The sequence below is a fragment of the Kitasatospora sp. NPDC097643 genome, from assembly GCF_040302625.1.
Classification (GTDB): domain Bacteria; phylum Actinomycetota; class Actinomycetes; order Streptomycetales; family Streptomycetaceae; genus Kitasatospora.
Map to the genome: position 1 here is coordinate 21,924 of NZ_JBEOSA010000067.1, position 23,386 is coordinate 45,309.

Sequence of the window (23,386 nt, forward strand, 5' to 3'; positions counted from 1 at the left end):
ATGTCGCGCCGGGCCCGGGATTTGGCAGGATCGGCCCATGACTTCCCTCGATTCAGCGACAAACCCGGCCCACGAACTGCCGGACGTCTCGCAGCTGGTGGTCGGTGTGCTCGGCGGCACCGGCGACCAGGGGCGGGGCCTGGCCCTGCGGCTGGCCAAGGCCGGCCAGCAGGTGATCATCGGCTCGCGCGACGCGGCCCGGGCCGAGGCCTCGGCGGCCGAGCTGGGCCTCGGCGTGCGCGGCGCCGACAACGCCACCGCCGCGCGGGAGAGCGACGTCGTGATCGTCGCGGTGCCCTGGGACGGGCACGCCGCCACCCTGACCGCGCTGCGCGGGGAGCTGGCCGGAAAGATCGTCGTCGACTGCGTCAACCCGCTCGGCTTCGACAAGCAGGGTGCGTACGCGCTGAAGCCGGAGGAGGGCAGCGCCGCCCAGCAGGCCGCCGCGCTGCTGCCGGACTCCCGGGTCACCGCCGCCTTCCACCACCTCTCGGCGGTGCTGCTCCAGGACGAGTCGGTGGAGCGGATCGACACCGACGTGATGGTGCTCGGCGAGGAGCGGGCCGCGACCGACGTCGTGCAGGCGCTGGCGGCCCGGATCCCGGGCATGCGGGGGGTCTTCGCCGGCCGGCTGCGCAACGCCCACCAGGTGGAGGCGCTGGTGGCCAACCTGATCTCGGTCAACCGCCGCTACAAGGCCCACGCGGGCCTGCGGGTCACGGACATCTGACGCCGCCCGCCGTGTCGGCCTCACCCCTGGACCCGCTCCGGAGGTGAGGTCGGCGACAATGGGGGCCGGCCGCCACCCGGCCGTCCGACCCTAGGAGCCCCCCGTCATGCCCCGCACGTCCCTCTTCGCCCTGATCGTCGTCGTCCTCGCGCTGGCCGCCGCCGTTGTCTCGCTCGTCCAGGGCTTCTGGCTGGGCCTGATCTGGCTGCCGATGGCGGGCGTGGCGAGCAACGTGCTGTGGCTGAACCGGCGCCGGGCGAAGCTCGCCGAGGCCGCCGAGGCCGCCGCCCAGCAGGGCTGACCGGCGGCCGGCCGGGCCGGTCGGTCAGTCCTCGGTCAGTCCTTCCAGAACATGAACAGCTCGTGGCCGAGCTGGGAGTACAGCCGGTCGACGCCGAGCAGGTCCATCACGCCGTAGACGGCCTCGAAGAACCAGTGGTTGATCTCGGGCTGCCACAGCAGGGCGAACACCGCGAGCATCCCGTACGGGGCGAAGGGCTCGACCGCGCGCCGGGTCTTGTACGGGAGCCAGGGCTCGATGATCCCGTAGCCGTCCAGGCCCGGGATCGGCAGCAGGTTCAGCAGGGTCGCGCTCAGCTCCAGCATCCCGAGGAAGCCCAGCGCCAGGGCGAGCGGCGAGACCTGGAGCTCGTAGCCGTTCCAGACCGCGTGCACCTTGGGGTTGTCCAGCCAGCCCGCGCCGACCGGGACCAGGATCAGCACCGCGCCGACCAGGTTCACCAGCGGGCCGGCCGCCGAGATCAGGCTGTGCTTGAGCCGGCCCTGGATCCGGTGCCGTTCGATCCAGACCGCGCCGCCGGGCAGGCCGATGCCGCCGAGCAGCACGAAGATGATCGGCAGCACGAAGCTCAGCAGCGCGTTGGTGTACTTGAGCGGGTTGAGCGTGAGGTAGCCCTTGGCGCCGACGGTGAGGTCGCCGCCGTGCAGCGCGGTGCGCGCGTGGGCGTACTCGTGCAGGCAGAGCGAGACCATCCAGCCCGCCACCACGAACAGGAAGATCCCGAACCGCGGGTTGCCGTAGCCGGCGTACACCGCCCAGCCGGAGGTGGCGAGGACGGCGAGGAGCACCCAGAACACCGGGCTGATCCGGCGGTCCTCGCTGCGTGAGCGCGGCGTGGCGGCGAAGGTCATGGTGGGGATGCTCCGGTGGTGAAGGGGAGGGGCAGGGGATCGATCATGCCGGGCGGGCCGGGGACGGACAAGCCGTCCCGGGTGAACGTCCGGCGGCCCCGCCGGGGTTCCGGGCCGCCGCGACGGGGCCACGGGTACGGCCACGGCTCCGGGCTACGGCTCGGGGCCGCCGAGCCGGGCCGCGGTGGGACCGGCCGTGGGGGCCTGGACAATTGTGCGGCCGCATCCCCGGGGATCGACCAGAATGGTCCGGTGCACTACGGCATCCTCGGGACCACCACGGCTCACCACGACGACGGCACACCGGTACCGCTCGGCGGCGCCCGGCTGCGGGCGCTGCTCACCGCGCTGGCCCTGCGGCAGGGCCGCCCGGTCCCGGCCGAGCTGCTGGTCGACGAGGTGTGGGACACCGAACCGCCGCAGGACTCCTCCGCGGCGTTGCAGACCCTGGTCGGCCGGCTGCGCCGCACCATCGGGCGCGCGGAGGTCGGTTCGGGCCCGGCCGGGTACTGGCTGACCGGCCCGGCGACGGACCTCGCCGAGTTCCAGCGGCTCGGCGCCGAGGGCCGCGCCGCCCTGGACGCCGGCGACCACACGGTGGCCGCCGAACGGCTGCGGGCCGCCCTGGCGCTGTGGCGCGGCCCCGCGCTGGCCGACCTGCCGGACCGGGCCGGCCCGGCCGCCCGGCTGGAGGCCCAGCGCGAGGAGGCCCGCCGGCACCGGATCACCGCCGACCTCGGACTCGGCCGGGCCGCCGAGCTGGTCGCCGAACTCGCCGAGCTGTGCGAACGGCAGCCGCTGGACGAGCCGTTGCAGCACCTGATGCTCCGGGCGCTGCACGAGAGCGGTCGGACGGCCGAGGCGCTGCGGCACTACGAGCGGACCAGGCGGGCCCTGGCGGACGAGCTCGGGGTCGATCCTGGCCGTCAACTCCAAACCCTGTACGCCTCGTTGCTCGCACCGCCAGCGGAACCGGTCGTGGCGCCCGTCGCGCCGCCGGCCCCGCCCGCGCCGTCGGCTCCGTCCGGGCCGCCCGCCGGTCGGGCCGGGGCGCCCCAACCCCCGCGCACCGGCGGCAATCTGCGCGGCCGGCTGACCAGCTTCGTCGGCCGCGAGACCGATCTGGCCGCGCTGCGCGCCACCCTGACGGCCAGTCGGCTGGTCACCCTGACCGGCGCCGGCGGCTCCGGCAAGACCCGGCTCTCGATCGAGGCCGGCCGGGCCGAACAGTCCGCCGGGCACTGGCCGGACGGCGTCTGGGTGGCCGAACTCGCCCCGCTGGAGAGCCCGGACGCGGTGCCCGCCGCGGTGGTCTCGGCGCTCGGCCTGCGCGAGATCGTCCTGCACACCGGCGGCATGGTCGCCGAGGTGATGGAGAAGCGGGTCGAGGACCCGCTGCGCCGGCTGGTCGAGCACTGCGGCCACCGCCGGATGCTGCTGGTCCTGGACAACTGCGAGCACCTGATCCAGGCCGCCGCCGACCTCGCCGACGTGCTGCTCGCCGAGTGCCCCGGCCTGACCGTGCTCGCCACCAGCCGGGAGCCGCTCGGCGTACCCGGCGAGACGGTGCTGCCGGTCGAGCCGCTGCCCGACCCGGTGGCGCTGCGGCTGCTCGCCGAGCGCGCCGCCGCCGCCCGTCCCGGCTTCGACCCGCAGGTCGACCCGGCGGCCTGCGCCGAGATCTGCCAACGGCTGGACGGCCTGCCGCTGGCCATCGAACTGGCCGCCGCCCGGCTGCGGGTGATGACGGCCCGCCAGATAGCCGACCGGCTGGACGGCCGCTTCGCCCTGCTCACCGCCGGCAGCCGGACCCTGCTGCCGCGGCAGCAGACCCTGCGCGCGGTGGTCGACTGGAGCTGGGACCTGCTCGGCAAACGCGAACGGGCGGTGCTGCGCCGGCTGTCGGTGTTCGCCGGCGGCTGGCAGCTGGAGGACGCCGAGGCGATCTGCGCGGACGGCACCGAGGTGGTCGGCGAGGAGGTCGCCGACCTGCTGCTCTCGCTGGTGGACAAGTCCCTCCTGGTGGCCGACCTCGACGGCGAGGGGCTGCCGCGCTACCGGATGCTGGAGACGATCCACGAGTACGCGACCGAGCGGCTGGCCGAGGCCGACGGTGACCGGGACGCCACCGGGGGCCGCCACCTGGCGCACTTCCGCAGGCTGGTCGTCGAGGCCGACCTGAACGTCCACGGCTCCCGGCAGTTGCAGTGGCTGGCGGTGCTGGAACGGGAGCAGGACAACATCCGGGCCGCGCTGCGCCGCGCGATCGACCTCCGGGACGAGGAGCAGGCGCTGGTCCTGGCCCTGGGCATGAGCTGGTACTGGTCGCTGCGCGGCTACAGCATGGAGGCCCGCGGCTGGTACAACGCGATCGCCGCGCTGGGCCCCGAGCCGTTCGGCCCGGGCGTCCCGCCGCCGGTGCCGCTGGAGCACAGCGTGCTCGTGTACGGCCTGCCGATGCCCGAGGGGGTGGTCGAGGAGGCCCGCCGGCTGCTCGCGATGTACCGGCTGATCGGGCTGTTCGAGGGGAACCTGGAGGTGCTCGGCGATCCGGTCGCGGTCGCGGTCGCCCAGGACCTGTTGGACGTCTACACCCCGGACCTGCCGCAGTCCTACCGGTTCCCGGGCCTGATGCGGGTGTTCGGGGCCTTCCTGGCCGGCCGCCTGGAGCTGATGAAGGACCTGCTGGACGACGCGGTCCACGGCTGCGAGCAGCACGGCAACGCGAACGACCTGGCGTTCATCCTCCAGGTCCGGGCCAAGATGATGAACGACTGGCCGGGCGGCAACGATCAGGGGATCGTGGACGGCGAGCGCTCCCTGGAGCTGTTCCGGCAGGCCGGCAACCTCTGGGGGATGTCCCAGGCGCTGGCGGCCCGCGGCGAGTCGCTGGCCAACCGGGGCGAGTCCGAGGCGGCCGCCGCGGCGTACGGGCGGGCGATCGAGCTGGCCGTGGAGCTGGGCGCGCCGCAGGAGATTCCGATCCTCCAGGTGAACCTCGGCAGCGCCGTGCTGGAGCACGACCTGGAGCGCGGCGAGCAGATCATCCGGGACGCGCTGGCCACGCTCGACCACCCGATCGTCAACCAGTCCAACACCGGCGCGCTGGTGTTCGGGCGCCTGGCGCTGTGCGGCATCCACGCCCAGCGCGGCGAGTACCGGCAGGCCCTGGCCGAGCTGGACGAACTGGACGCGTCCAACATCGGCGGCTTCGCGCCGGGCGTCGTGGCCGGGCTGCTGAAGAGCGCCCGGGGCTGGATCGCCGCCCGGGGCGGTGACCCGGAGCAGGGGCTCGCCCTGCTGCGCGAGGGCCGGCGCCTGCTGCTGTCGATGACCGCCGCGAGCGGGTTCGCCGAGCAGATGACGGTCATGGTGGTGCCGGCCGTGGCCGGGGTGCTGCGCGCCTTCGCGGAGCGCGACGGGGACCTGGAGCGGGCCCGGGTGGCGGCCGTCCTGCTCGGCGCGTTCAACGGGCTGAACGGTCCGAAGGGCGGCTACCTGGAGCGTGTCGAGCGCGAGCGGTCGGCGGCCGCCCTGCGGATCCTGCTGGGCGACGCCGACTTCGAGGCGGCCGAGGCCGTCGGCGACGGCATGACCCGGGACCAGACCCGGGCCCTGCTGGAGGAACTGATCGGCTAGGGCTGCCGGCGGGATCCGCCGGACGGGCTTTGGCCGGCCGGTGCCCGTCCCCTGGGTTCACCGGCCGGCCCGCCTGGTTCGCCGGCCGACGCCTGTCCCTGGTCGTCGGCCGGCCGCCCGTGGGTCCCACCCCCGAAGGGGGCCCACGGTCGTTCTCGGGTGTCCGCTCAGCCCGCTCAGGTGCGCTTGCGGAAGCGCGCCACCGCCAGCGGGGCGAAGATCGCGGTCACGGCCGCCGACCAGATCAGCACGATCATCACCGGATGGGCCACCGCGCCCTCGCCGTTGAGCAGGGCGCGGGAGGCGTCGGCGGACGCGGAGAGCGGGTTGATCTTGGTGAAGGACTGCAGCCAGCCCGGCATGGTGTCGGTCCGGGCGAAGATCGAGCTGCCGAACTGCATCGGCATCAGGACCAGCATGGCCACGCCCTGGACGGCCTGGGCGCTGCGCATCGCCATGCCGAGCAGCATCGAGATCCAGACGATCGACATGCCGAACACCAGGGACAGGCCGACCGAGGCGGCCACCTCCAGCGGACCGGTCTTCACCTCGAAGCCGATGCACATCGCGAAGCCGATCAGGATCGTGAAGGAGACCAGCGCCCGGAAGGTCTCCGCCATGATCTTGGAGAGCAGGACGGAGGCCCGCCCGATCGGCAGGGTGCGGAACCGGTCCATCACCCCGGTCTGGAAGTCGGTGTTCAGGCCGGTGCCGACGGCCATCGCGAGGGTGAGGCCGGTCTGCCCGAGCAGGCCGGGGATCAGGTACTGCTTGTAGACGTCCTGGTCGCCGTTGGCCATGGCGCCGCCGAAGACGTAGACGAACAGCACGGTGAAGATGACCGGCATCAGCACGGCGTCGAACATCGACTCCGGGTCGGCCTTGATCCGCATCAGGTTGCGCCGGGTCAGCGCGCCGATGTGGCGCAGGTTCCCGGCCAGGCCGATCCGGGTGTCCTCGACCCGGGTGTTCTCGACCCGGGCGGGGGCGAGCGTGGCGGTGGTCATGCGACGGGCTCCTTGGCGAGGGTGGGGACGGTGTCCGCGGCGGCCGCGGGCCTGCCGGTGATGGCGAGGAAGACCTCGTCGAGGCTGGGCACCTTGGTGTCGATGCCGGCGATCGCGAAGCCGCGGGTGCCGAGCACCCCGATCACGGCGGTCAGCTGCTCCTCGCCGTGGATCGGCACCGCGAGCAGCCCGGTGTCGGTGGAGACGGTGGCGGTGGTGATGCCGCTGTCGTGCAGGCAGCGGGCCATCTCGGGCAGCTCGGCCGGGTGGACCGGGCGGACCTGGAGGGTCTGGCCGCCGACCCTGGCCTTGAGCTCGGCCACGCCGCCGTTGGCGATCACCCGGCCGCGGTCGATGACGGTCAGCTCGTCGGCGAGCTGCTCCGCCTCCTCCATGTACTGGGTGGTGAGCAGCACCGTGCTGCCCTCGGCGACCATCCGCTGCACCTCGTCCCAGACCTCGTTGCGGGTGCGCGGGTCCAGACCGGTGGTGGGCTCGTCCAGGTAGAGCACCCGGGGGCGGCCGATCATGCTGGCGGCCAGGTCGAGGCGGCGGCGCATGCCGCCGGAGTAGGTCTTGGCGGGCCGCTTGGCGGCCTCGGTGAGCGAGAAGCGCTCCAGCAGTTCGGTGGCCCGGGCCTTGGCGTCGCGGCTGGACAGGTCGAGCAGCCGGCCGATCAGGTACAGGTTCTCGTAGCCGGAGAGGAGTTCGTCGACGGAGGCGTACTGGCCGGTGAGGCCGATGGTCCGGCGCAGTTGCTTGGGCTGGCGCAGGACGTCGTAGCCGCCGACGTACGCGGTGCCGGCGTCCGGCTTGATCAGCGTGGACAGGATCCGGACCAGCGTGGTCTTGCCGGCGCCGTTGGGGCCGAGCACGCCGAGGACGGTGCCCTCGCGGACGGTGAGGTCGACCCCGTCGAGGGCCTTGGTGTCGCCGTAGTGCTTGACGATGCCGTGGACCTCGACGGCGTTGCCAGCGGCGGTTCCCCGGTCGTTCGGGGCGGTGGCGATTCGTGTCATGCCCCCAGGCTGTCCGGTCGGACTGTCAGCGGGCTGTCACCCGGGTGGCGGCCCCGGCAGGCCGCTGTCACCCCGCTGTCATCCGCGTCCGGGCATGACAGCGGCCCCGTTCCCAGCTGCGGGAACGGGGCCGCTGTCATGCCGACGACCGGTCAGTGGAAGGTGTGCTCCTCCGCCGGGAAGGAGGCCTCGCGGACGTCCTCGGCGAACGCGCGGGCGGCCTCGCCGAGGACGGCCCGCAGGTTGGCGTACTGCTTGACGAACTTGGGCACCCGGCCCGCCGTCATGCCGGCCATGTCGGTCCAGACCAGCACCTGGGCGTCGCAGTCGACCCCGGCGCCGATGCCGACGGTCGGGATCGCCAGCTGCTCGGTGACCTGGGCGGCCAGCTCGGCCGGGACGGCCTCCAGGACGACCGAGAAGGCGCCCGCCTGCTGGACGGCCTTGGCGTCGCGCAGCAGCTGGTGCGCCGCCTCGTCGCCGCGGCCCTGGACCGGGTAGCCGCCGAAGGCGTGCACGGACTGCGGGGTGAGGCCGATGTGCGCCATCACCGGGATGCCGGCCTCGACCAGCAGCTCGATCGAGCGGGCGCTGCGCTCCCCGCCCTCCAGCTTGACCGCGCCGACCCCGGCCTCCTTCATCAGCCGGGCCGCGTTGTGCATGGCCTGCGCGGGGGACTCCTGGTACGAGCCGAACGGCAGGTCGGCGACGATCATCGCCCGCTTGGTGCCGCGGACGACGGCGGCGGAGAGCATCACCATCTGATCCATGGTCACCGGCACGGTGGTCTCGTAGCCGAGGTGGCAGTTGCCGGCCGAGTCGCCGACCAGCAGCACCGGGGTGCCGGCCTCGTCGAACACCCCGGCGGTGAGGGCGTCGTAGGCGGTGAGCATCGACCACTTCTCGCCGCGCTGCTTGGCGGCGGCGAGGTCGCGGACGGTGATGCGGCGGTTGGTGACCCCGCCGTAGAGGGTGGCGGTCGACGCCTGGTTCTGGGCAGGCGAAGGCGAAGCAGCGTTCATCGAACGGACTCCTGAAGGGTTGTCGTCTCGTGGCGCCGTGCGGCGTCCCCGGATCACCTCCATGCTTGCACGCCCCGGCGTGCGCGCAAAGGGGCGTGCGGTGAGCCCGGTGCGATCTTGGGCACACCGGGCGCGGGACACGGGCGCGGGGCGCGGGCGCGGGCGTGCGACGGCCGGCCGGCGCGGGGCTTTGCCCTCATTTTACGAAACGGACTCGTCTCGTATCGTAAATCGCGCTACCGTGGGTCGGGGGGTTACGAGACGTCCGCGACTCGGAATTGCCCGAAAGTGCCACACCACCACGGACGGGAAGACCAATGACCACCGCAGCCGCGCCACCCCGTGTGCCGGAAGCCATCCACCGCCGGCGCTGGGCGATCCTCTCCACCCTCGTGCTCGCCCTGCTCGTCGTCGTGCTCGACAACTCGATCCTCAACGTCGCGATGAAGACCATCGCGACCCCGGCGCCGGTCGGCCTCGGCGCCACCCAGAGCGACCTGGAATGGTCGATCAACTCCTACACCCTGGTCTTCGCCGGGCTGCTCTTCACCTCGGGCCTGCTCGGCGACCGCTTCGGCCGCAAGCGCGCGCTGCTCGCCGGCATGGTCGTCTTCGGCATCGCCTCGCTGCTCTCCGCACTGGCCGGCTCGCCCGGCGAACTCGTCGGCTACCGCGCCCTGATGGGCGTCGGCGCCGCGCTCGCGATGCCCGCCACGCTGGCCATCATCATGAACGTCTTCGAGCGCTCCGAGCAGCCCAAGGCGATCGGGATCTGGGCCGGCGCGGTCGGCCTGGCGATCGCCGTCGGCCCGATCACCGGCGGCCTGCTGATCGAGCACTTCTGGTGGGGCTCGGTCTTCCTGATCAACGTCCCGATCGTGATCGTCGCGGTGATCGCGATGCTGGTGCTCGTCCCCGAGTCCAAGGACCCGAACCCGGGCAAGCTCGACCCGGTCGGCGTGGGGCTGTCGATCATCGGCCTGGTCGCACTGATCTACGGCATCATCAAGGGCGGCGAGCTCGCCGACTTCACCGCCGTCGAGGCCTGGGCGCCGATGCTGGTCGGCGTGGCCGCCCTGCTCACCTTCGTCTGGTTCGAGAAGCGCACCCCGTTCCCCGCGCTGGATGTCACCTGGTTCCGCAACAAGGTGTTCAGCGCCTCCGTGGTGGTCGTCGGTGTGGTCTTCTTCGCGCTGATGGGCGTCTCGTTCTTCGGCGTCTTCTACATCCAGAGCGTGCGCGGCTACAGCGCGCTCCAGGCCGGTGCGATGATGCTGCCGCTGGCCGTCGGTCAGCTGATCTTCGCGCCCCGGGCCCGGCTGGTGGTCGACCGCTTCGGCGTCGCCGCCACCTGCGCCGCCGGCATGCTGCTGATCGCGGTCGGCTTCGTCGGCTACGTCCTGCTGACCGCCACCACCCCGATCTGGGTGCTGAACGTGCTCGGCCTGCTGATGGGCATCGGCATGGCGCACGTGATGCCGCCGGTGACCGTCGCGATCATGGGCTCGCTGCCCCGGGAGAAGGCCGGCGCGGGCTCGGCCGTCAACAACACCTTCCGGCAGGTCGGCGGTTCGCTCGGGGTCGCGGTGCTCGGCGCGGTGCTCTCCACCGTCTACCGCGACGGCATGTCCGACACCCTGAACCAGCTGCCGGACGGGCTGCGCGACAAGGCCGGGGAGTCCCTGGAGGCCACCCTGGCGATCGCCGACCGGATGGGCCCCAAGGGCGCCGCACTGATCGGCCCGGCGCACGACTCCTTCATCAGCGCCATGCACGTGGTCGCCGCGCTCTCCGCGGGCATCACCGTGGCTGGCGCCCTGCTCGCCTGGTTCCTGCTCCCGCGCCGGACGGCCGCGCCCGGTGGCCCGGCCGCCGCCGCGACCGCCGCCGACCAGCCCGGACCGGCCCGGGAAACCGCGGCCGCGGACGCCTGACCAGCGGTCGTACTGAGCAAGAATGGGCCCTGCCGTCCGGGCGCACCGGACGGCAGGGCCGTGGTCCCGGCCCCGCGCAGTACCGCTGGCCGGGCCCCACGGACGACAATCGGAGACGGAACGGCGCCCGCGCGCCCGCGCACACCGAGGGAGAACAGCGGGGATGAAGACGGACATCCCGACCGCCGGGGCCGCGGAGGCCTGCCCGGCCGCCCGCCGCGGCCGGCCGCGCAGCGAGGCCGCCGAACTGGCCATCTTCACCGCCGTCGAGGAGCTGATGGCGGGCGGCACCACGCTGTCCGAACTCACCATCGAGGGCATCGCCACCGCCGCCGGCGTCGGCAAGGCCACCATCTACCGGCGCTGGCCCAACAAGGAGGCCCTGCTGGTCGACGTGGTCAGCCGGCTGGAGGTCCCGATGCCGGAGCCGACCGGCGGCACCGCCCGGGACGACCTGGTCGAGATGGTCGACTACATGCGCCGGCGCGGCCTGGCCAAACGCACCCGCTGGGTGCTCAAGGTCGCCTTCGGCCAGATGACCGGCCTCCCCGAGCTGTACGCGGCGTACCGCGAGCGGGTCGTCCGGCCGCGCCGGGCGGCGGCGCTCGACCTGATCCGCCGGGCCGTCGACGAGGGCGTGCTCCGCTCCGACCTGGACATCGAGCTGCTCGGCGACATGCTGATGGGCCCGATCCTGTACCGCAGCATCCTCTGGGACGAATCCGACCTGGAGGACCCGCAGCTGGCCGTCACCATGGTCGACTCGCTGCTGGAGGGCCTGGCCCCGCCCGCCGCCCGGTGAACGCCGCCCGCCGCGCGCTGAGCTCCGCTTGACGTGGCCCGGACGTGTCCTGGCTCACCAAACCGGGCCACGCCGGAACCCTGCTCCGCCGACCCCGCGTCTGTCCCGGCATAGGCTGAGCCGGGTATCCGATCAAACCGGCACCAGTCCGGCACTTCGTCCGCGCACCACGCGGACGGGCGCGCCGGACCGGCAGGCGGCACGGACGACGGGAGTCACGGATGACGCAGGCGGACAGGGCGGACCGGACCACGGCCCCGGAGCGGGGCGAGGAGAGCGGTCCCGCCACCGCCGGGCGTCCGGGCGGCTTCCTGGGCCTGCGTGACTGGGGCCGGGACGGCCGCGGCAGCACCACCTGGCGGCGCGGCCTGGTGGTCGCCGCGCTGGCCGTGCTCACCACCGCCCTGCTGGCCTTCCACGCCGAGGCCCCCAACAGCGTCGGCAACCTCGGCAGCCTGCTGGAGACCTTCCTGCCCTGGCTGGGCCTGGCCGTCCCGGTGCTGCTGGTGCCCGCGCTGCTGCGCCGCTCCGCCACCGCGCTGATCGCCCTGCTGCTGCCGGTCGCGGTCTGGCTCAACCTGTTCGGCGGCCTGCTCACCGACAAGAGCGGCGGCTCCGGCGACTTCACGGTGGTCAGCCACAACGTGGCCGCCGCCAACACCGACGTGCCGGGCACCATCCGCGGCCTGGTCGACTCCGGCGCGCAGATCGTCGCCCTCCAGGAGCTGGCCGGCAAGCCGCTGCGCGCGTACGAGACCGGGCTCGCCGGGGCGTACCCGTACCACGCGGTGGAGGGGACGGTCGGCCTGTGGTCCAAGTACCCGATCGACGGCGTCTCGCCGGTGGACCTCAAGATGGGCTGGACCAGGGCCTTCCGCGCCCAGGTGACCACCCCGCAGGGCCCGGTCGCGGTGTACGTGGCGCACCTGCCCTCCGTCCGGCTGAAGGCCGAGGGCGGCTTCACCGTCGCCCAGCGGGACGTCAGCGCCCAGGCGCTCGGCGACGCGATCGAGGCCGAGCGGGTGAAGAAGGTGCTGCTGCTCGGCGACCTGAACGGCACCATGAACGACCGCAGCCTGGCGCCGGTCACCTCGCAGATGCGCTCCGCCCAGGGCGCCGCCGGGGACGGCTTCGGCTTCAGCTGGCCGGCGTCGTTCCCGATGGCCCGGATCGACCAGATCATGAGCAAGGGCGGCCTCAAGCCGGTCGACTCGCGCACCCTGTCCCGGGACGGCAGCGACCACCTCGCGGTGGCCGCCACCTACCGGTACTCCTCCTGAACTGCTGATCGGCTGAACGGCCGGACCGCTGATCGGCGGATCGGCTGATCAGCCCCGGCGCCAGCGGTTGGTGATCGGCAGGCGGCGGTCCCGGCCGAAGTTCTTGACCGAGACCTTGGGGCCCGGCGGGTACTGCCGCCGCTTGTACTCGGCGGTGTCGACCAGCCGGACCACCCGGTCCACCACCGCCGGGTCGAAGCCGGCCGCCACGATCGCGTCCCGGCCCTGGTCGCCCTCGATGTAGCGGTCGAGGACGCTGTCCAGCAGGTCGTAGTCGGGCAGCGAGTCGCTGTCGACCTGGTCGGGCCGCAGCTCGGCGGACGGCGGCTTGGAGATGGTGTTCTCCGGGATCGGCGGGACCTCGCCGCGCCGCTCGGCCTCCTCGTTGCGCCAGCGGGCCAGCCGGAAGATCAGCGACTTGTAGACGTCCTTGATCGGGCCGAACGCACCCACCGAGTCGCCGTACAGGGTCGAGTAGCCGACCGCCAGCTCGCTCTTGTTGCCGGGCGCGAGCACGATGTGCCCCTCCTGGTTGGAGATCGCCATCAGCAGGGTGCCGCGCAGCCGGGACTGCAGGTTCTCCTCGGCCAGGCCGGTCAGCTCGGTCGCCGCCAGGTAGGCGTCGAACATCGGGGCGATCGGGACGGTCCGGAAGTGCAGCCCGGTGCGGCGGGCTAGCTCGGCCGCGTCGTCCTTGGAGTGCTCGGAGGAGTAGCGGCTGGGCATCGAGACGCAGTGCACGTTCTCGGCGCCGATCGCGTCCACCGCGATCGAGGCCACCAGCGCCGAGTCGATGCCGCCGGACAGGCCGATCAGCACCGAGCGGAAGTTGTTCTTCGCCACGTACGCCCGGGTGCCGGAGACCAGGGCGGCCCAGATCTCCGCCTCGTCGGACAGCCGCGGCGCCACCTCGGCCCGGGTCGGTTCGGCGGGCGCGGCCTGGGGCTCACCGCCCAGCTCGGCGCGGACCAGGTGCAGCCCGTCGATCAGCAGCAGGCCGTCGGTGTGGTCGCTGCTGGCGGCCGGCAGGTCGAGGTCCAGCACCAGCAGGTGCTCCTCGAACTGCGGGGAGCGGGCCAGCACCGCGCCGTCCGCGCCGACCACGATCGAGTCGCCGTCGAAGACCAGCTCGTCCTGGCCGCCGACCATGTTGACGTACGCCAGGGTGCAGCCGGCCTCGGCGGCCCGGCGCTGGACCAGCTCCAGCCGCTGGTCGTCCTTGTTCCGCTCGTACGGCGAGCCGTTGATCACCAGCAGTAGCCCGGCCTCGGCCTCGCGGGCCGCGGTGACCCGGCCGCCGTCCTGCCAGATGTCCTCGCAGATCGCCAGCGCGACGTCCACCCCGTGCAGCCGCAGCACCGGCAGCTGGTCGCCCGGGACGAACCAGCGGTACTCGTCGAACACGCCGTAGTTGGGCAGGTGGTGCTTGGCGAAGCGGGTCACCACCTCACCCCGGTGGAGCACGGCGGCGCAGTTCTGCGGGGACCCGGCCGGGCGCCCGAACCGCGGCGAGGCGTGCTCGGACCGCCCGAGGTAGCCGACCACCACCGGCACCTCGCCCAGCCCGTCGGCGGCCAGCCGCCCGGCCAGCTCGACCAGCGCGGCGCGGGACGCCTCGACGAACGAACGGCGCAGCGCGAGGTCCTCGACCGGGTACCCGGTCAGGGCCATCTCGGGGAAGGCGACCAGCTGGGCACCGGCCTCCACGGCCTGCTTGGTCCAGCGCACCACCTCATCGCTGTTGCGGGCGAGGTCACCGACCCAGGGGTCGATCTGGCTCAGGGCGAGACGGAGATTGGGCATGGCTCAAAGTGTAATCGTCTATCTGACGCAATGTCCCGACCGGGGTAGCATGGATGGTAGGTCTGGACAGTCTGGACAGAACTGGGGGATGGTCCGATGAGATGGCAAGTGCAGGAAGCGAAGCAGAAATTCAGCGAGGTGCTGCGGCTCGCGGAGTCCGAGGGGCCGCAGGTGGTCACCCGCCACGGCGACGAGGTCGCGGTCGTCATCGACATAAGGGAGTACCGGCGGCTGCGGGGCCAGGAGCTTCCCTTCGAGGAGTTCCTGCTCCGCCGGGAGGAGCCGTACATGGACGATTCGATGGCGGAGATCCTGGACGAGATCGTCGCCAGGCGGGCCGACCACATGCCGCGACCGCTGCCGTTCGGGGAGGGCGAGTGACCGGCTTCATGTTGGACACCAATGTGCTCTCGGAGCTGCGCAGGCGTGAGCCGGATCCGGCGGTCGAAGCCTGGATGGCCGAACATCGCAGCGGCCCGATGTTCACCAGCGCGCTGGTCGTCGGCGAGATCCGGCAGGGGGTGGAGCAGATTCGGCGGCGGGACCACGTCCAGGCCGAGCGGCTCGCCGAATGGTTGGCGACGGTCAAGCGCAGCTATGCCGACCGAATTCTGCCGGTGACGACGGAGATCGCCGAGGCCTGGGCGCGGCTGAACGTGCCCGACCCGCTCCCCCTGATCGACGGCCTGCTCGCCGCCACCGCGAAGGTCCACGGGCTGACCCTGGTCACCCGCAACACCAAGGACGTCGCCCGGGCCGGGGTGGAGGTGGTGAACCCGTTCGACGCGGATCGGTGACCGCCCCCGGACTGGACTCCGGGCGGTGATCAGCCATGATGGGGGCAGTCGCTTCACGGGCTCTTTCCGGGGGCCTTCGGGGCGTAACACGAGCGTAAAGAGCAGAGGTGAGACTGTCCCCATGGGCAAGCAGCAGCAGTTCGTGCTTCGGACGCTCGAAGAGCGTGACATCCGGTTCGTCCGACTGTGGTTCACCGACGTGCTCGGGTTCCTGAAGTCGGTCGCGGTGGCGCCGGCCGAGCTGGAGCAGGCGTTCGAGGAGGGCATCGGCTTCGACGGCTCGGCGATCGAGGGGTTCGCCCGGGTCTACGAGTCCGACATGATCGCCAAGCCGGACCCGACCACCTTCCAGATCCTGCCGTGGCGTTCCGAGACCCCGGGCACCGCCCGGATGTTCTGCGACATCCTGATGCCCGACGGCTCGCCGTCCTTCGCCGATCCCCGGTTCGTGCTCAAGCGCACCCTGGAGAAGGCCTCCAACCAGGGCTTCACCTTCTACACCCACCCCGAGATCGAGTTCTTCCTGCTGAAGAACCTCCCGGGCGACGGCACCCCGCCGATCCCGGCCGACCAGTCCGGCTACTTCGACCACACCCCGCGCGGGGTGGGCCACGACTTCCGGCGCCAGGCGATCACCATGCTGGAGTCGATGGGCATCTCGGTCGAGTTCTCGCACCACGAGGGCGCTCCCGGCCAGCAGGAGATCGACCTGCGCTACGCCGACGCGCTCTCCACGGCCGACAACATCATGACCTTCCGGCTGGTCATGAAGGAGGTCGCGCTGGAGCAGGGCGTGCACGCCAGCTTCATGCCCAAGCCCTTCTCCGACCACCCCGGCTCGGGCATGCACACCCACCTCTCGCTGTTCGAGGGCGACCGCAACGCCTTCCACGAGTCCGGTGCCGAGTACCAGCTGTCCAAGGTCGGCCGCTCCTTCATCGCCGGCCTGCTGCGGCACGCCGCCGAGACCGCCGCCGTCACCAACCAGTGGGTGAACTCCTACAAGCGCATCTGGGGCGGCTCCCAGCGCACCGCCGGCGCCGGCGGCGAGGCCCCGTCCTACATCTGCTGGGGCCACAACAACCGCTCCGCGCTGATCCGCGTCCCGATGTACAAGCCCGGCAAGCAGGGCTCCACCCGGGTCGAGGTCCGTTCCCTCGACACCGGCTGCAACCCCTACCTCGCCTACGCCGTCACCCTCGCGGCCGGCCTCAAGGGCATCGAGGAGGGCTACGAGCTCCCGCCCGGCGCCGACGACGACGTCTGGGCCCTGTCCGACTCCGAGCGCCGCGCCCTCGGCATCCAGCCGATGCCGCAGAACCTCGGCGAGGCCATCGACCTGATGCAGCGCAGCGAACTGGTCGCCGAGACCCTCGGCGAGCACGTGTTCGACTTCTTCCTGCGCAACAAGCGCCAGGAGTGGGAGGAGTACCGCTCCGAGGTCACGCCGTTCGAGCTGCGGAAGAATCTTCAGGTTCTCTGACGGTACGTCAATCATCCAGCGGGCCCGCTCCGGTCGGAGCGGGCCCGTTCCGTTCGTGCGGGCGGCGTCCCCCGCGCACGCTAATTCGTTGAGCCGATGTGATTACTCTGCAGCGGTGCGAACCGTGACCGTGTGATGCGGGGGCGTATTCAGAAGATCCGTTTTGCGGATCATCCTGGAGTGTCATGCGTACTCGAATCACCACCCTGGTCCTGTCCGGACTGGCCTCGGCCGCCCTCGTGCTGGGCGCCGGTCACGCGGCCTACGCTTCGCCCCTCGTCGATCACGGCGCAGCCTCCGAGTCGGCAGAGGCCCAGGGCGAATGGGTCGACAACCTCCTGCGGTTGGCCGGGGAGGACACCGGCACCGCCGGCACCACCTGGACCTTCACCAGTCGCACCGTCACGCAGTCGGACGTCCCGGAGCAGACCGTCGTCACCGCCGAGCAGGGCGGCTCGGGCCAGGCCCGCGAGGGCGGCCCCGAGCGCGGGATGCCGATGGGGCAGCCGTCGGAGCTCGGGCTCTCCGAGGGCCGCTGGGCCGAGGGCGGTGAGTCCTGCGACGAGGACATGTACGGCCATATGGACCACTACGAGTTCCCGGAGTGCATCTGCCTCCCCGGCGAGCACGGTGGTCACGGCGAGCACGGTGGTCACGGCGGCCACGAGACCTACGGCGGTCACGAGGGCCACGGCAGCCACGAGGAGCACGGTGGCCATGAGGGTCACGGTGGTCACGAGGAGCACGGTGGTCACGGCGGCCATGAGGAGCACGGCGGCCACGGCGGGCACGAGGAGCACGGTGGCCATGAGGGTCACGGTGGTCACGAGGAGCACGGTGGTCACGGCGGCCATGAGGAGCACGGCGGCCACGGCGGGCACGGCGGACAGGCGCAGGGTCAGAACGGCGAGCAGAACCAGGCTCAGGACCAGGCTCAGGGTCAGGACCAGGCGCAGAACCAGGACCAGAACGTCCAGCAGAGCCAGAACGGTCAGCAGGCCCAGGACCAGCACGTCGACGTGACCGTCATCGTGCAGAACAGCGTCACCAACAACCTCAACAACAGCGCGAACAACAGCGCCGCCAGCACCTCGAACAACAGCTCCACCAGCAATTCCAGCAACGCCGCGAACAACTCGGCGCAGAACAACGCGCAGAACAACCAGTCGCAGACCAACAGCCTGGCCAACCAGCAGTCCGCGCACAATCTGAACAAGGTCAAGTTCGTCACGGAGGCGCCGCACAAGACGGTCCACCACGGCGGCTACGGGCACGAGGTGAAGCCCGGGCACCACGGTGCGGGCGAGGAGCACCAGGGCGGGCACCACCACGGGGAGCTGGCCCAGACGGGCAGCCAGGGGACGACGATCCTGCTCGGCCTCTCGGCCGCGTTCCTCGCGGCGGGTGTCGCGGCGATGCGGCTCGGCCGACGGCGCGCATGACCGGACCCCGTCCCCGGGGTGCTGGTAGGTGCTGTACGCGCCGTACTGCGTGGCAACAGACGGGTGACGCCCCGGCCGGTCAGCGGCCGGGGCGTCACCCGTTCGGCGGTTCCCGCCTCCGCAGCTCGGGGGGCGGCGTCCGGCCCGGGTCCACCGGCTGTTCCCGGACCAGGCTGCCCCAGACGGCCATCCGGTACAGCGACGTGTAGACCGGCGTGCAGGTCGTCAGGGTGATGTAGCGGCCCGGCGCGGTGTACGGGGAGCCGGTGGGCACCGGGGCGATGACGCCGGTGTCGTCCTTGGAGGTCTCGGGCAGCGTGGCGTCGACGCGGTAGACGTACCAGCGGTCGCGGGTCTCCACGACCAGCGGGTCGCCCGGCTTGAGCAGGTCCAGGTCGTGGAACATCGCGCCGTGGCCGTCGCGGTGGGCGGCGAGGGCGAAGTTGCCCTCCGGCTCCCAGGGCATCGCCGCGGGGTACGGCGTCGTGTAGACCCCGGCGACCCCCTCCGCGAGGGTCTCCTCGTCGGTGCCGATCCTGATCAGCACCTGGTAGTCGGCGCCCAGCGCGGGCACGTGCAGGAAGCCGATGCCGTCGCCCGGGCCGACGGGCGGCGGGGCGGCGGGGCCAGTTGGGTCGGCCGGACCGGCCGGGGCCGTCGGGCCGGCCGGAGGGGCTGCGGGGGCCGCCGCCGACCAGCTCCGGCGCAGCTGCTCGGCGGCGACGCCCGCGTGCCGGGTGGCCGTGAGGTCGGTCCACCAGAGCGAGTACGCGACCAGCAGGGCGAGCAGCACGCCCGCGGTGAACAGCAGGTCGCCGAGCGCGCCGACCGCGACCCGGAGGGGACGTCGGCGCGGGGAGGCGGTGGGGGAGCCCTCGCCGAGGGCGTCCTGGCGGGTCATGCGGGTACTCCACCGCGTGCGGGAGCCGGCGGGCAAGCCGACACGCCACGTCCGGCGTCCGGGCGGGTCCGGTCCGGTCCGCGGTTACGTCCGGCGCCGCGGCGCGCGGGCGCGTACGCTGCTGAGCGGATGGAGGGGCGATGACGGTGGAGGAGCAGCGGGCCGGCAGCCGGGTCAGCCGGCCGGAGATCAGACTGGTCCGGCGCGGTTTCACCGATCCGGCGCGGGCGGTGCGGCTGCTGGAGGGCCCCGCCCTGGAAGGGCTCGCCGATGACCCGGTGGTGCTGGACGCGCTCGGTGCCACCGCCGACCCCGACCTCGCCCTGCTCGGCCTGGCCCGGCTGCTGGAGGCCGCCGACGAGGCCGACCGGCACACCTTGCGGGACACCCTCACCACCTCCAAGCCGCTGCGCGACCGGCTGCTCGGGGTGCTCGGCGCCTCCACCGCGCTCGGCGACCACCTGGCCCGGCACCCGCACGACTGGCACGTCCTGGTCACCTTCGAGCTGCGCGACATGCACCCCGGCCCGGAGGACTTCCGGCGGGCGCTCGCCGAGGGCGTGCGCGGCGCCGGCCAGCAGGGCGCGCGCGGCCCGGCGGACGCGCTGCGGGTCGCCTACCGGCGTTGCCTGCTCGCCATCGCCGCCCGCGACCTCACCGGCACCACCGACCTGTCGCAGACCGCCGCCGAGCTCGCCGACCTGGCCGGCGCCACCCTGCAGACCGCCCTGGAGCTCGCCGTCGAGCAGGACCCGGAGGCCGCGGCGGCCTGCCGGCTGGCCGTGATCGGCATGGGCAAGTGCGGCGGCCGCGAACTCAACTACGTCTCCGACGTGGACGTCATCTACGTCGCCGAGCCGCGCGAGGGCGTCGACGAGCACGAGGCGGTCAAGGCCGCCACCCGGCTGGCGGCCGCCCTCACCCGGCTCTGCTCGGACACCACCGGCGAGGGCACCATCTGGCCGGTGGACGCCAACCTGCGCCCCGAGGGCCGCAACGGGCCGCTGGTGCGCACCCTGGCCAGCCACCTCGCGTACTACCAGCGCTGGGCCAAGACCTGGGAGTTCCAGGCGCTGCTCAAGGCCCGCCCGGTGGCCGGGGACGCCGAGCTCGGCGCGGCGTACGTCGAGTCGCTGGCCCCGATGGTCTGGCAGGCCGCCGCCCGGGAGAACTTCGTCGCCGACGTGCAGCAGATGCGCCGCCGGGTGATCGACTCCATCCCGGCCACCGAGCTGGACCGCCAGCTCAAGCTCGGCCCGGGCGGGCTGCGCGACGTCGAGTTCTCCGTCCAGCTGCTCCAGCTGGTGCACGGCCGCACCGACCCGGCGCTGCGCAGCGGCAACACCCTGGAGGCGCTGGCCGCGCTCTCCCGGGGCGGCTACGTCGGCCGGGCGGACGCCGCCTCGCTGGCCGCCGCGTACCGCTTCCTGCGTTCGCTGGAGCACCGGATCCAGCTGCACCGGCTGCGCCGCACCCACCTGATGCCCACCGGCGAGGAGGACCAGCGCCGGCTGGCCCGTTCACTGGCCGCGCTGATCAACGACGACACCCGCGCCGACCCGGTCGCCGCGTTGCAGCGCGAGTGGAAGCGGCACGCGGTCGAGGTCCGGCGGCTGCACGAGAAGCTGTTCTACCGGCCGCTGCTCGACGCCGTGGCCGAACTGCCGCCCGGCGCGGCCGGGCTGACCCCGGACGCGGCCCGGGCCCGGCTGGAGGCGCTCGGGTACGCCGACCCGGCGGCGGCGCTGCGGCACCTCAGCGCGCTCGCCTCCGGGGTGAGCCGCAAGGCGGCGATCCAGCGCACCCTGCTGCCGGTGCTGCTCGGCTGGTTCGCCGACTCGGCCGACCCGGACGCCGGGTTGCTCAACTTCCGCCAGGTCTCGGACGCGCTCGGCCGCACCCCCTGGTACCTGCGGCTGCTGCGGGACGAGAGCGCCGCCGCCGAGCAGCTGGCCCGGGTGTTGTCGGCCGGCCGGCTCGCCCCCGACCTGCTGCTGCGGGCGCCCGAGGCGGTCGCCATGCTGGGCGACCCGCAGGGCCTGGAGCCGCGCGGCCGGGCGGCCCTGGAGCAGGAGATACTGGCCGCCGTCGGCCGGGCCGGGTCCACCGCCGCGGCCGTCGCCGCGGCCCGCTCGGTGCGCCGCCGGGAGCTGTTCCGGACGGCCGCCGCGGACGTCCTCGGGCGGCTCGGCGAGGAGCCGGCCGAGGCCCTGGACGCGGCCGGGGAGGCGCTGACCGCGCTCAACGCGGCCACCCTGCAAGGGGCGCTGCGCGCCTGCACGGCCGGCTGGGAGGCCGAGCACGGGGACCTGCCGACCCGGATCGCGGTGATCGCGATGGGCCGCTTCGGCGGCCGGGAGCTCGGGTACGGCTCCGACGCGGACGTGCTCTTCGTCCACGAGCCGCTGCTGGGCTCGCTGGAGCAGGACGCGGCCCGGGCCGCCCAGGCGGTCTGCCACGAGCTGCGCACGCTGCTGGGCGCGCCGTCCACCGAGCCGCCGCTGCTGGTCGACGCCGACCTGCGGCCGGAGGGGCGCAGCGGTCCGCTGGTGCGCACCCTCGCCTCGTACGCGGCGTACTACCGGCGCTGGTCGCACGCCTGGGAGAGCCAGGCGCTGTTGCGGGCCGAGCCGGTGGCCGGGGACGAGGAGCTGGGCGCGCGGTTCCGCCAGCTGATCGACCCGCTGCGCTACCCGGGCGTCGGGGTGCCGGAGCGGGACCTGATGGAGATCCGCCGGATCAAGGCGCGGATCGAGGCCGAGCGGCTGCCACGCGGTGCCGACCCGACCACCCACACCAAGATCGGCCGGGGCGGGCTGGCCGACGTCGAGTGGACCGTCCAGCTGCTCCAGCTCCAGCACGGGCACGAGCTGCCGGACCTGCGGACCACCCGGACCAGGGCCGCGCTGGCGGCGGCCACCGCGGCCGGGCTGGTCGGGCGGGCCGACGCGCAGGTGCTGGACGCGGCCTGGGTGCTGGCCTCCCGGGTGCGTTCGGCGGTGATGCTGGTCCGCGGCCGGCCCGGGGACAGCTTCCCCGGGGAGGCCCGGGAGCTGGCCGGGGTGGCCCGCTACCTCGGGTACGGCGCCGGGCACAGCGGGGAGCTGGTGGACGACTACCGGCGCACCACCCGGCGGGCCCGGGCGGTGGTGGAGCGGCTGTTCTACGGGTGAGCGCAAAGAGGAGAGGGGCCCCGGTCGGGGCCCCTCTCCTCGTGCGGTCGGTGCGGTCAGCGGCGGGCGCTGCTGGCGGCGGGTTCGCTCCATTGCTCCGGGACGGTGATCGGCTCCTCGGCACGCTCCCGGGCCGGCACCTGGGGCAGCTGGAACACCCAGGAGTGGTAGAGCCAGCGGGCGGCGAGGAAGCCCGCCAGCAGGCAGATCTCGCCGCCGACGGCGTCCATCCAGAAGTGGTTGGCGGTGGAGACGATGACCACCAGGGTGGCCAGCGGGTAGAGCAGGCCGAGCACCCGGACCCAGGTGCGGCGGGCCAGGAAGAAGATCGCCAGGCCGCACCACATCGACCAGCCGATGTGCATCGAGGGCATCGCCGCGAACTGGTTGGAGACGTGCTTGGCCGGCCCGGAGGCCATCGAGCCCCAGGTGTGGTGGACGGCCACGGTGTCGATGAACCCGCCGTCGGTCATCAGCCGGGGCGGTGCCAGCGGGAAGAAGTAGAAGCCGACCAGGGCGATCGCGGTGGTGACGAACAGCACCGTGCGGGCCGCCACGTAGCGGCCGGGGTGGCGGCGGTAGAGCCAGACCAGCACGCCGATGGTCACGATGAAGTGCAGCGTCGCGTAGTAGTAGTTCATCCCGACGATGAGCCACCCGACACCGTCCACGGTGTGGTTGACCGAGCGCTCGACGGCGATGCCGAGCCACTGTTCGAGGTCCCAGATCCAGCTCGCGTGCTTCTGGGCTATCGAGGCCTGTTCGGGGACGGCGTTGCGGACGATCGAGTAGATCCAGTAGCTGATCCCGATCAGGGCGAGCTCGAACCAGATCCGCGGCCGGGCCGGCGAGCGGCGCTGGTCCCGGACGCGGTTGCGCAGCGCCGCGGAGCGGGACTGGGCGCCACGGGTGGCGCCGTCCGGCTGCGGGCCGGCCGTGGCCGGGCGTGCTCCGGAACCGCCGCCGCGGGACGCGTCGGTGGACGCTGCGTCGCCGTGCTGGATCTCGATCGGTTCCCCCATGGACGAGAAGTCTGCCAGACCTCTCGTAGCCGTCCGCTCATCCTCTGGAAGTGGATTCTTCACCGGCTGTCCCCCTTGAGGGCTAGGGGGCGGCTCCCACCGGGGTAGGGGGTGCTGACAGGTCTGGTGCTTACCGGTGGGACGGGCATACGTCCCATTGTCACGCCGACCGCGCCGGCG

At 72.9% G+C, this 23,386-nt stretch carries 18 protein-coding genes; 11 read left to right on the top strand and 7 right to left on the bottom strand.

Annotation, left to right across the window (positions count from 1 at the left end):
* Positions 1-37 precede the first annotated feature (37 nt).
* Together npdG and ABTY15_RS32005 are read left to right on the top strand one after the other, a co-directional pair.
* Positions 38-730, top strand: coding sequence for an NADPH-dependent F420 reductase (npdG, locus tag ABTY15_RS32000; RefSeq protein ID WP_350603075.1), 693 nt, complete (start codon positions 38-40; stop codon positions 728-730).
* Positions 731-836: 106 nt separating this feature from the next.
* On the top strand, positions 837-1,031 hold the full coding sequence (locus ABTY15_RS32005) for a hypothetical protein (RefSeq protein ID WP_350603078.1): 195 nt from the start codon (positions 837-839) through the stop codon (positions 1,029-1,031).
* Between the two features lie 35 nt (positions 1,032-1,066).
* Here the strand turns inward: ABTY15_RS32005 and ABTY15_RS32010 are convergent, their stop codons facing one another.
* On the bottom strand, positions 1,067-1,882 hold the full coding sequence (locus ABTY15_RS32010; protein ID WP_350603082.1) for a site-2 protease family protein: 816 nt from the start codon (positions 1,880-1,882) through the stop codon (positions 1,067-1,069).
* A 252-nt stretch (positions 1,883-2,134) separates the two neighbouring features.
* On the opposite strand from ABTY15_RS32010, the gene ABTY15_RS32015 reads away from it, so the two are divergent.
* Positions 2,135-5,521: an AfsR/SARP family transcriptional regulator gene (locus tag ABTY15_RS32015; RefSeq protein ID WP_350603085.1), complete on the top strand. Its 3,387-nt coding sequence runs from the start codon at positions 2,135-2,137 to the stop codon at positions 5,519-5,521.
* A gap of 176 nt (positions 5,522-5,697) precedes the next feature.
* On the opposite strand, the gene ABTY15_RS32020 is transcribed toward ABTY15_RS32015, so the two are convergent.
* The 3 genes from ABTY15_RS32020 to panB form a co-directional block, all read right to left on the bottom strand.
* Complete coding sequence (locus tag ABTY15_RS32020; RefSeq protein WP_350603087.1) at positions 5,698-6,528, bottom strand: ABC transporter permease; 831 nt, start codon at positions 6,526-6,528, stop codon at positions 5,698-5,700.
* Positions 6,525-7,547, bottom strand: coding sequence for an ATP-binding cassette domain-containing protein (locus ABTY15_RS32025; protein ID WP_350603090.1), 1,023 nt, complete (start codon positions 7,545-7,547; stop codon positions 6,525-6,527). Before ABTY15_RS32025 ends, ABTY15_RS32020 begins: the two co-directional genes overlap by 4 nt.
* 152 nt (positions 7,548-7,699) lie before the next feature.
* Positions 7,700-8,569 (bottom strand): 3-methyl-2-oxobutanoate hydroxymethyltransferase, encoded by an 870-nt coding sequence (gene panB, locus ABTY15_RS32030; RefSeq protein WP_350603091.1) that lies wholly within the window; start codon positions 8,567-8,569, stop codon positions 7,700-7,702.
* 317 nt (positions 8,570-8,886) lie between these two features.
* On the opposite strand from panB, the gene ABTY15_RS32035 reads away from it, so the two are divergent.
* From ABTY15_RS32035 to ABTY15_RS32045, 3 genes are all read left to right on the top strand, one after another.
* Positions 8,887-10,503, top strand: a complete 1,617-nt coding sequence (locus ABTY15_RS32035; RefSeq protein WP_350603094.1) for an MFS transporter — start codon at positions 8,887-8,889, stop codon at positions 10,501-10,503.
* 163 nt (positions 10,504-10,666) lie between these two features.
* Positions 10,667-11,305: a TetR/AcrR family transcriptional regulator gene (locus ABTY15_RS32040; protein WP_350603096.1), complete on the top strand. Its 639-nt coding sequence runs from the start codon at positions 10,667-10,669 to the stop codon at positions 11,303-11,305.
* 221 nt (positions 11,306-11,526) lie between these two features.
* The gene (locus ABTY15_RS32045; protein WP_350603097.1) at positions 11,527-12,585 is read left to right on the top strand and encodes an endonuclease/exonuclease/phosphatase family protein; all 1,059 of its coding nucleotides are present in this window, start codon (positions 11,527-11,529) and stop codon (positions 12,583-12,585) included.
* A gap of 48 nt (positions 12,586-12,633) precedes the next feature.
* Here the strand turns inward: ABTY15_RS32045 and ABTY15_RS32050 are convergent, their stop codons facing one another.
* Positions 12,634-14,388 carry an NAD+ synthase gene (locus ABTY15_RS32050; RefSeq protein ID WP_350603100.1) on the bottom strand — a complete coding sequence of 585 codons (1,755 nt, stop codon included), beginning with the start codon at positions 14,386-14,388 and terminating at the stop codon, positions 12,634-12,636.
* Positions 14,389-14,484: 96 nt separating this feature from the next.
* Here ABTY15_RS32050 and ABTY15_RS32055 point away from each other — a divergent pair, with 96 nt between their 5' ends.
* The 4 genes from ABTY15_RS32055 to ABTY15_RS32070 all read left to right on the top strand — a co-directional run bounded on the left by ABTY15_RS32055 (position 14,485) and on the right by ABTY15_RS32070 (position 18,110).
* On the top strand, positions 14,485-14,769 hold the full coding sequence (locus tag ABTY15_RS32055; RefSeq protein ID WP_350603102.1) for a type II toxin-antitoxin system Phd/YefM family antitoxin: 285 nt from the start codon (positions 14,485-14,487) through the stop codon (positions 14,767-14,769).
* Complete coding sequence (locus ABTY15_RS32060) at positions 14,766-15,185, top strand: type II toxin-antitoxin system VapC family toxin (protein ID WP_350603105.1); 420 nt, start codon at positions 14,766-14,768, stop codon at positions 15,183-15,185. The genes ABTY15_RS32055 and ABTY15_RS32060 overlap by 4 nt, the downstream gene beginning before the upstream one ends.
* A 121-nt stretch (positions 15,186-15,306) precedes the next feature.
* Entirely contained in the window at positions 15,307-16,668 is a 1,362-nt protein-coding gene (gene glnA2 / locus ABTY15_RS32065; protein ID WP_350603108.1) for a gamma-glutamylpolyamine synthetase GlnA2, read from the top strand.
* Between the two features lie 185 nt (positions 16,669-16,853).
* Positions 16,854-18,110: a hypothetical protein gene (locus tag ABTY15_RS32070; RefSeq protein ID WP_350603111.1), complete on the top strand. Its 1,257-nt coding sequence runs from the start codon at positions 16,854-16,856 to the stop codon at positions 18,108-18,110.
* A 94-nt stretch (positions 18,111-18,204) separates the two neighbouring features.
* On the opposite strand, the gene ABTY15_RS32075 is transcribed toward ABTY15_RS32070, so the two are convergent.
* Entirely contained in the window at positions 18,205-19,011 is an 807-nt protein-coding gene (locus ABTY15_RS32075) for a class E sortase (protein ID WP_350603113.1), read from the bottom strand.
* 140 nt (positions 19,012-19,151) lie between these two features.
* Between ABTY15_RS32075 and ABTY15_RS32080 the strand changes: the two genes are divergently transcribed.
* A complete protein-coding gene (locus ABTY15_RS32080) occupies positions 19,152-22,184 on the top strand; it encodes a bifunctional [glutamine synthetase] adenylyltransferase/[glutamine synthetase]-adenylyl-L-tyrosine phosphorylase (protein WP_350603114.1) in 3,033 nt (1,010 codons plus the stop codon).
* A gap of 56 nt (positions 22,185-22,240) precedes the next feature.
* On the opposite strand, the gene ABTY15_RS32085 is transcribed toward ABTY15_RS32080, so the two are convergent.
* Positions 22,241-23,206, bottom strand: coding sequence for a phosphatase PAP2 family protein (locus ABTY15_RS32085; protein WP_350603116.1), 966 nt, complete (start codon positions 23,204-23,206; stop codon positions 22,241-22,243).
* Positions 23,207-23,386: the final 180 nt, after the last annotated feature.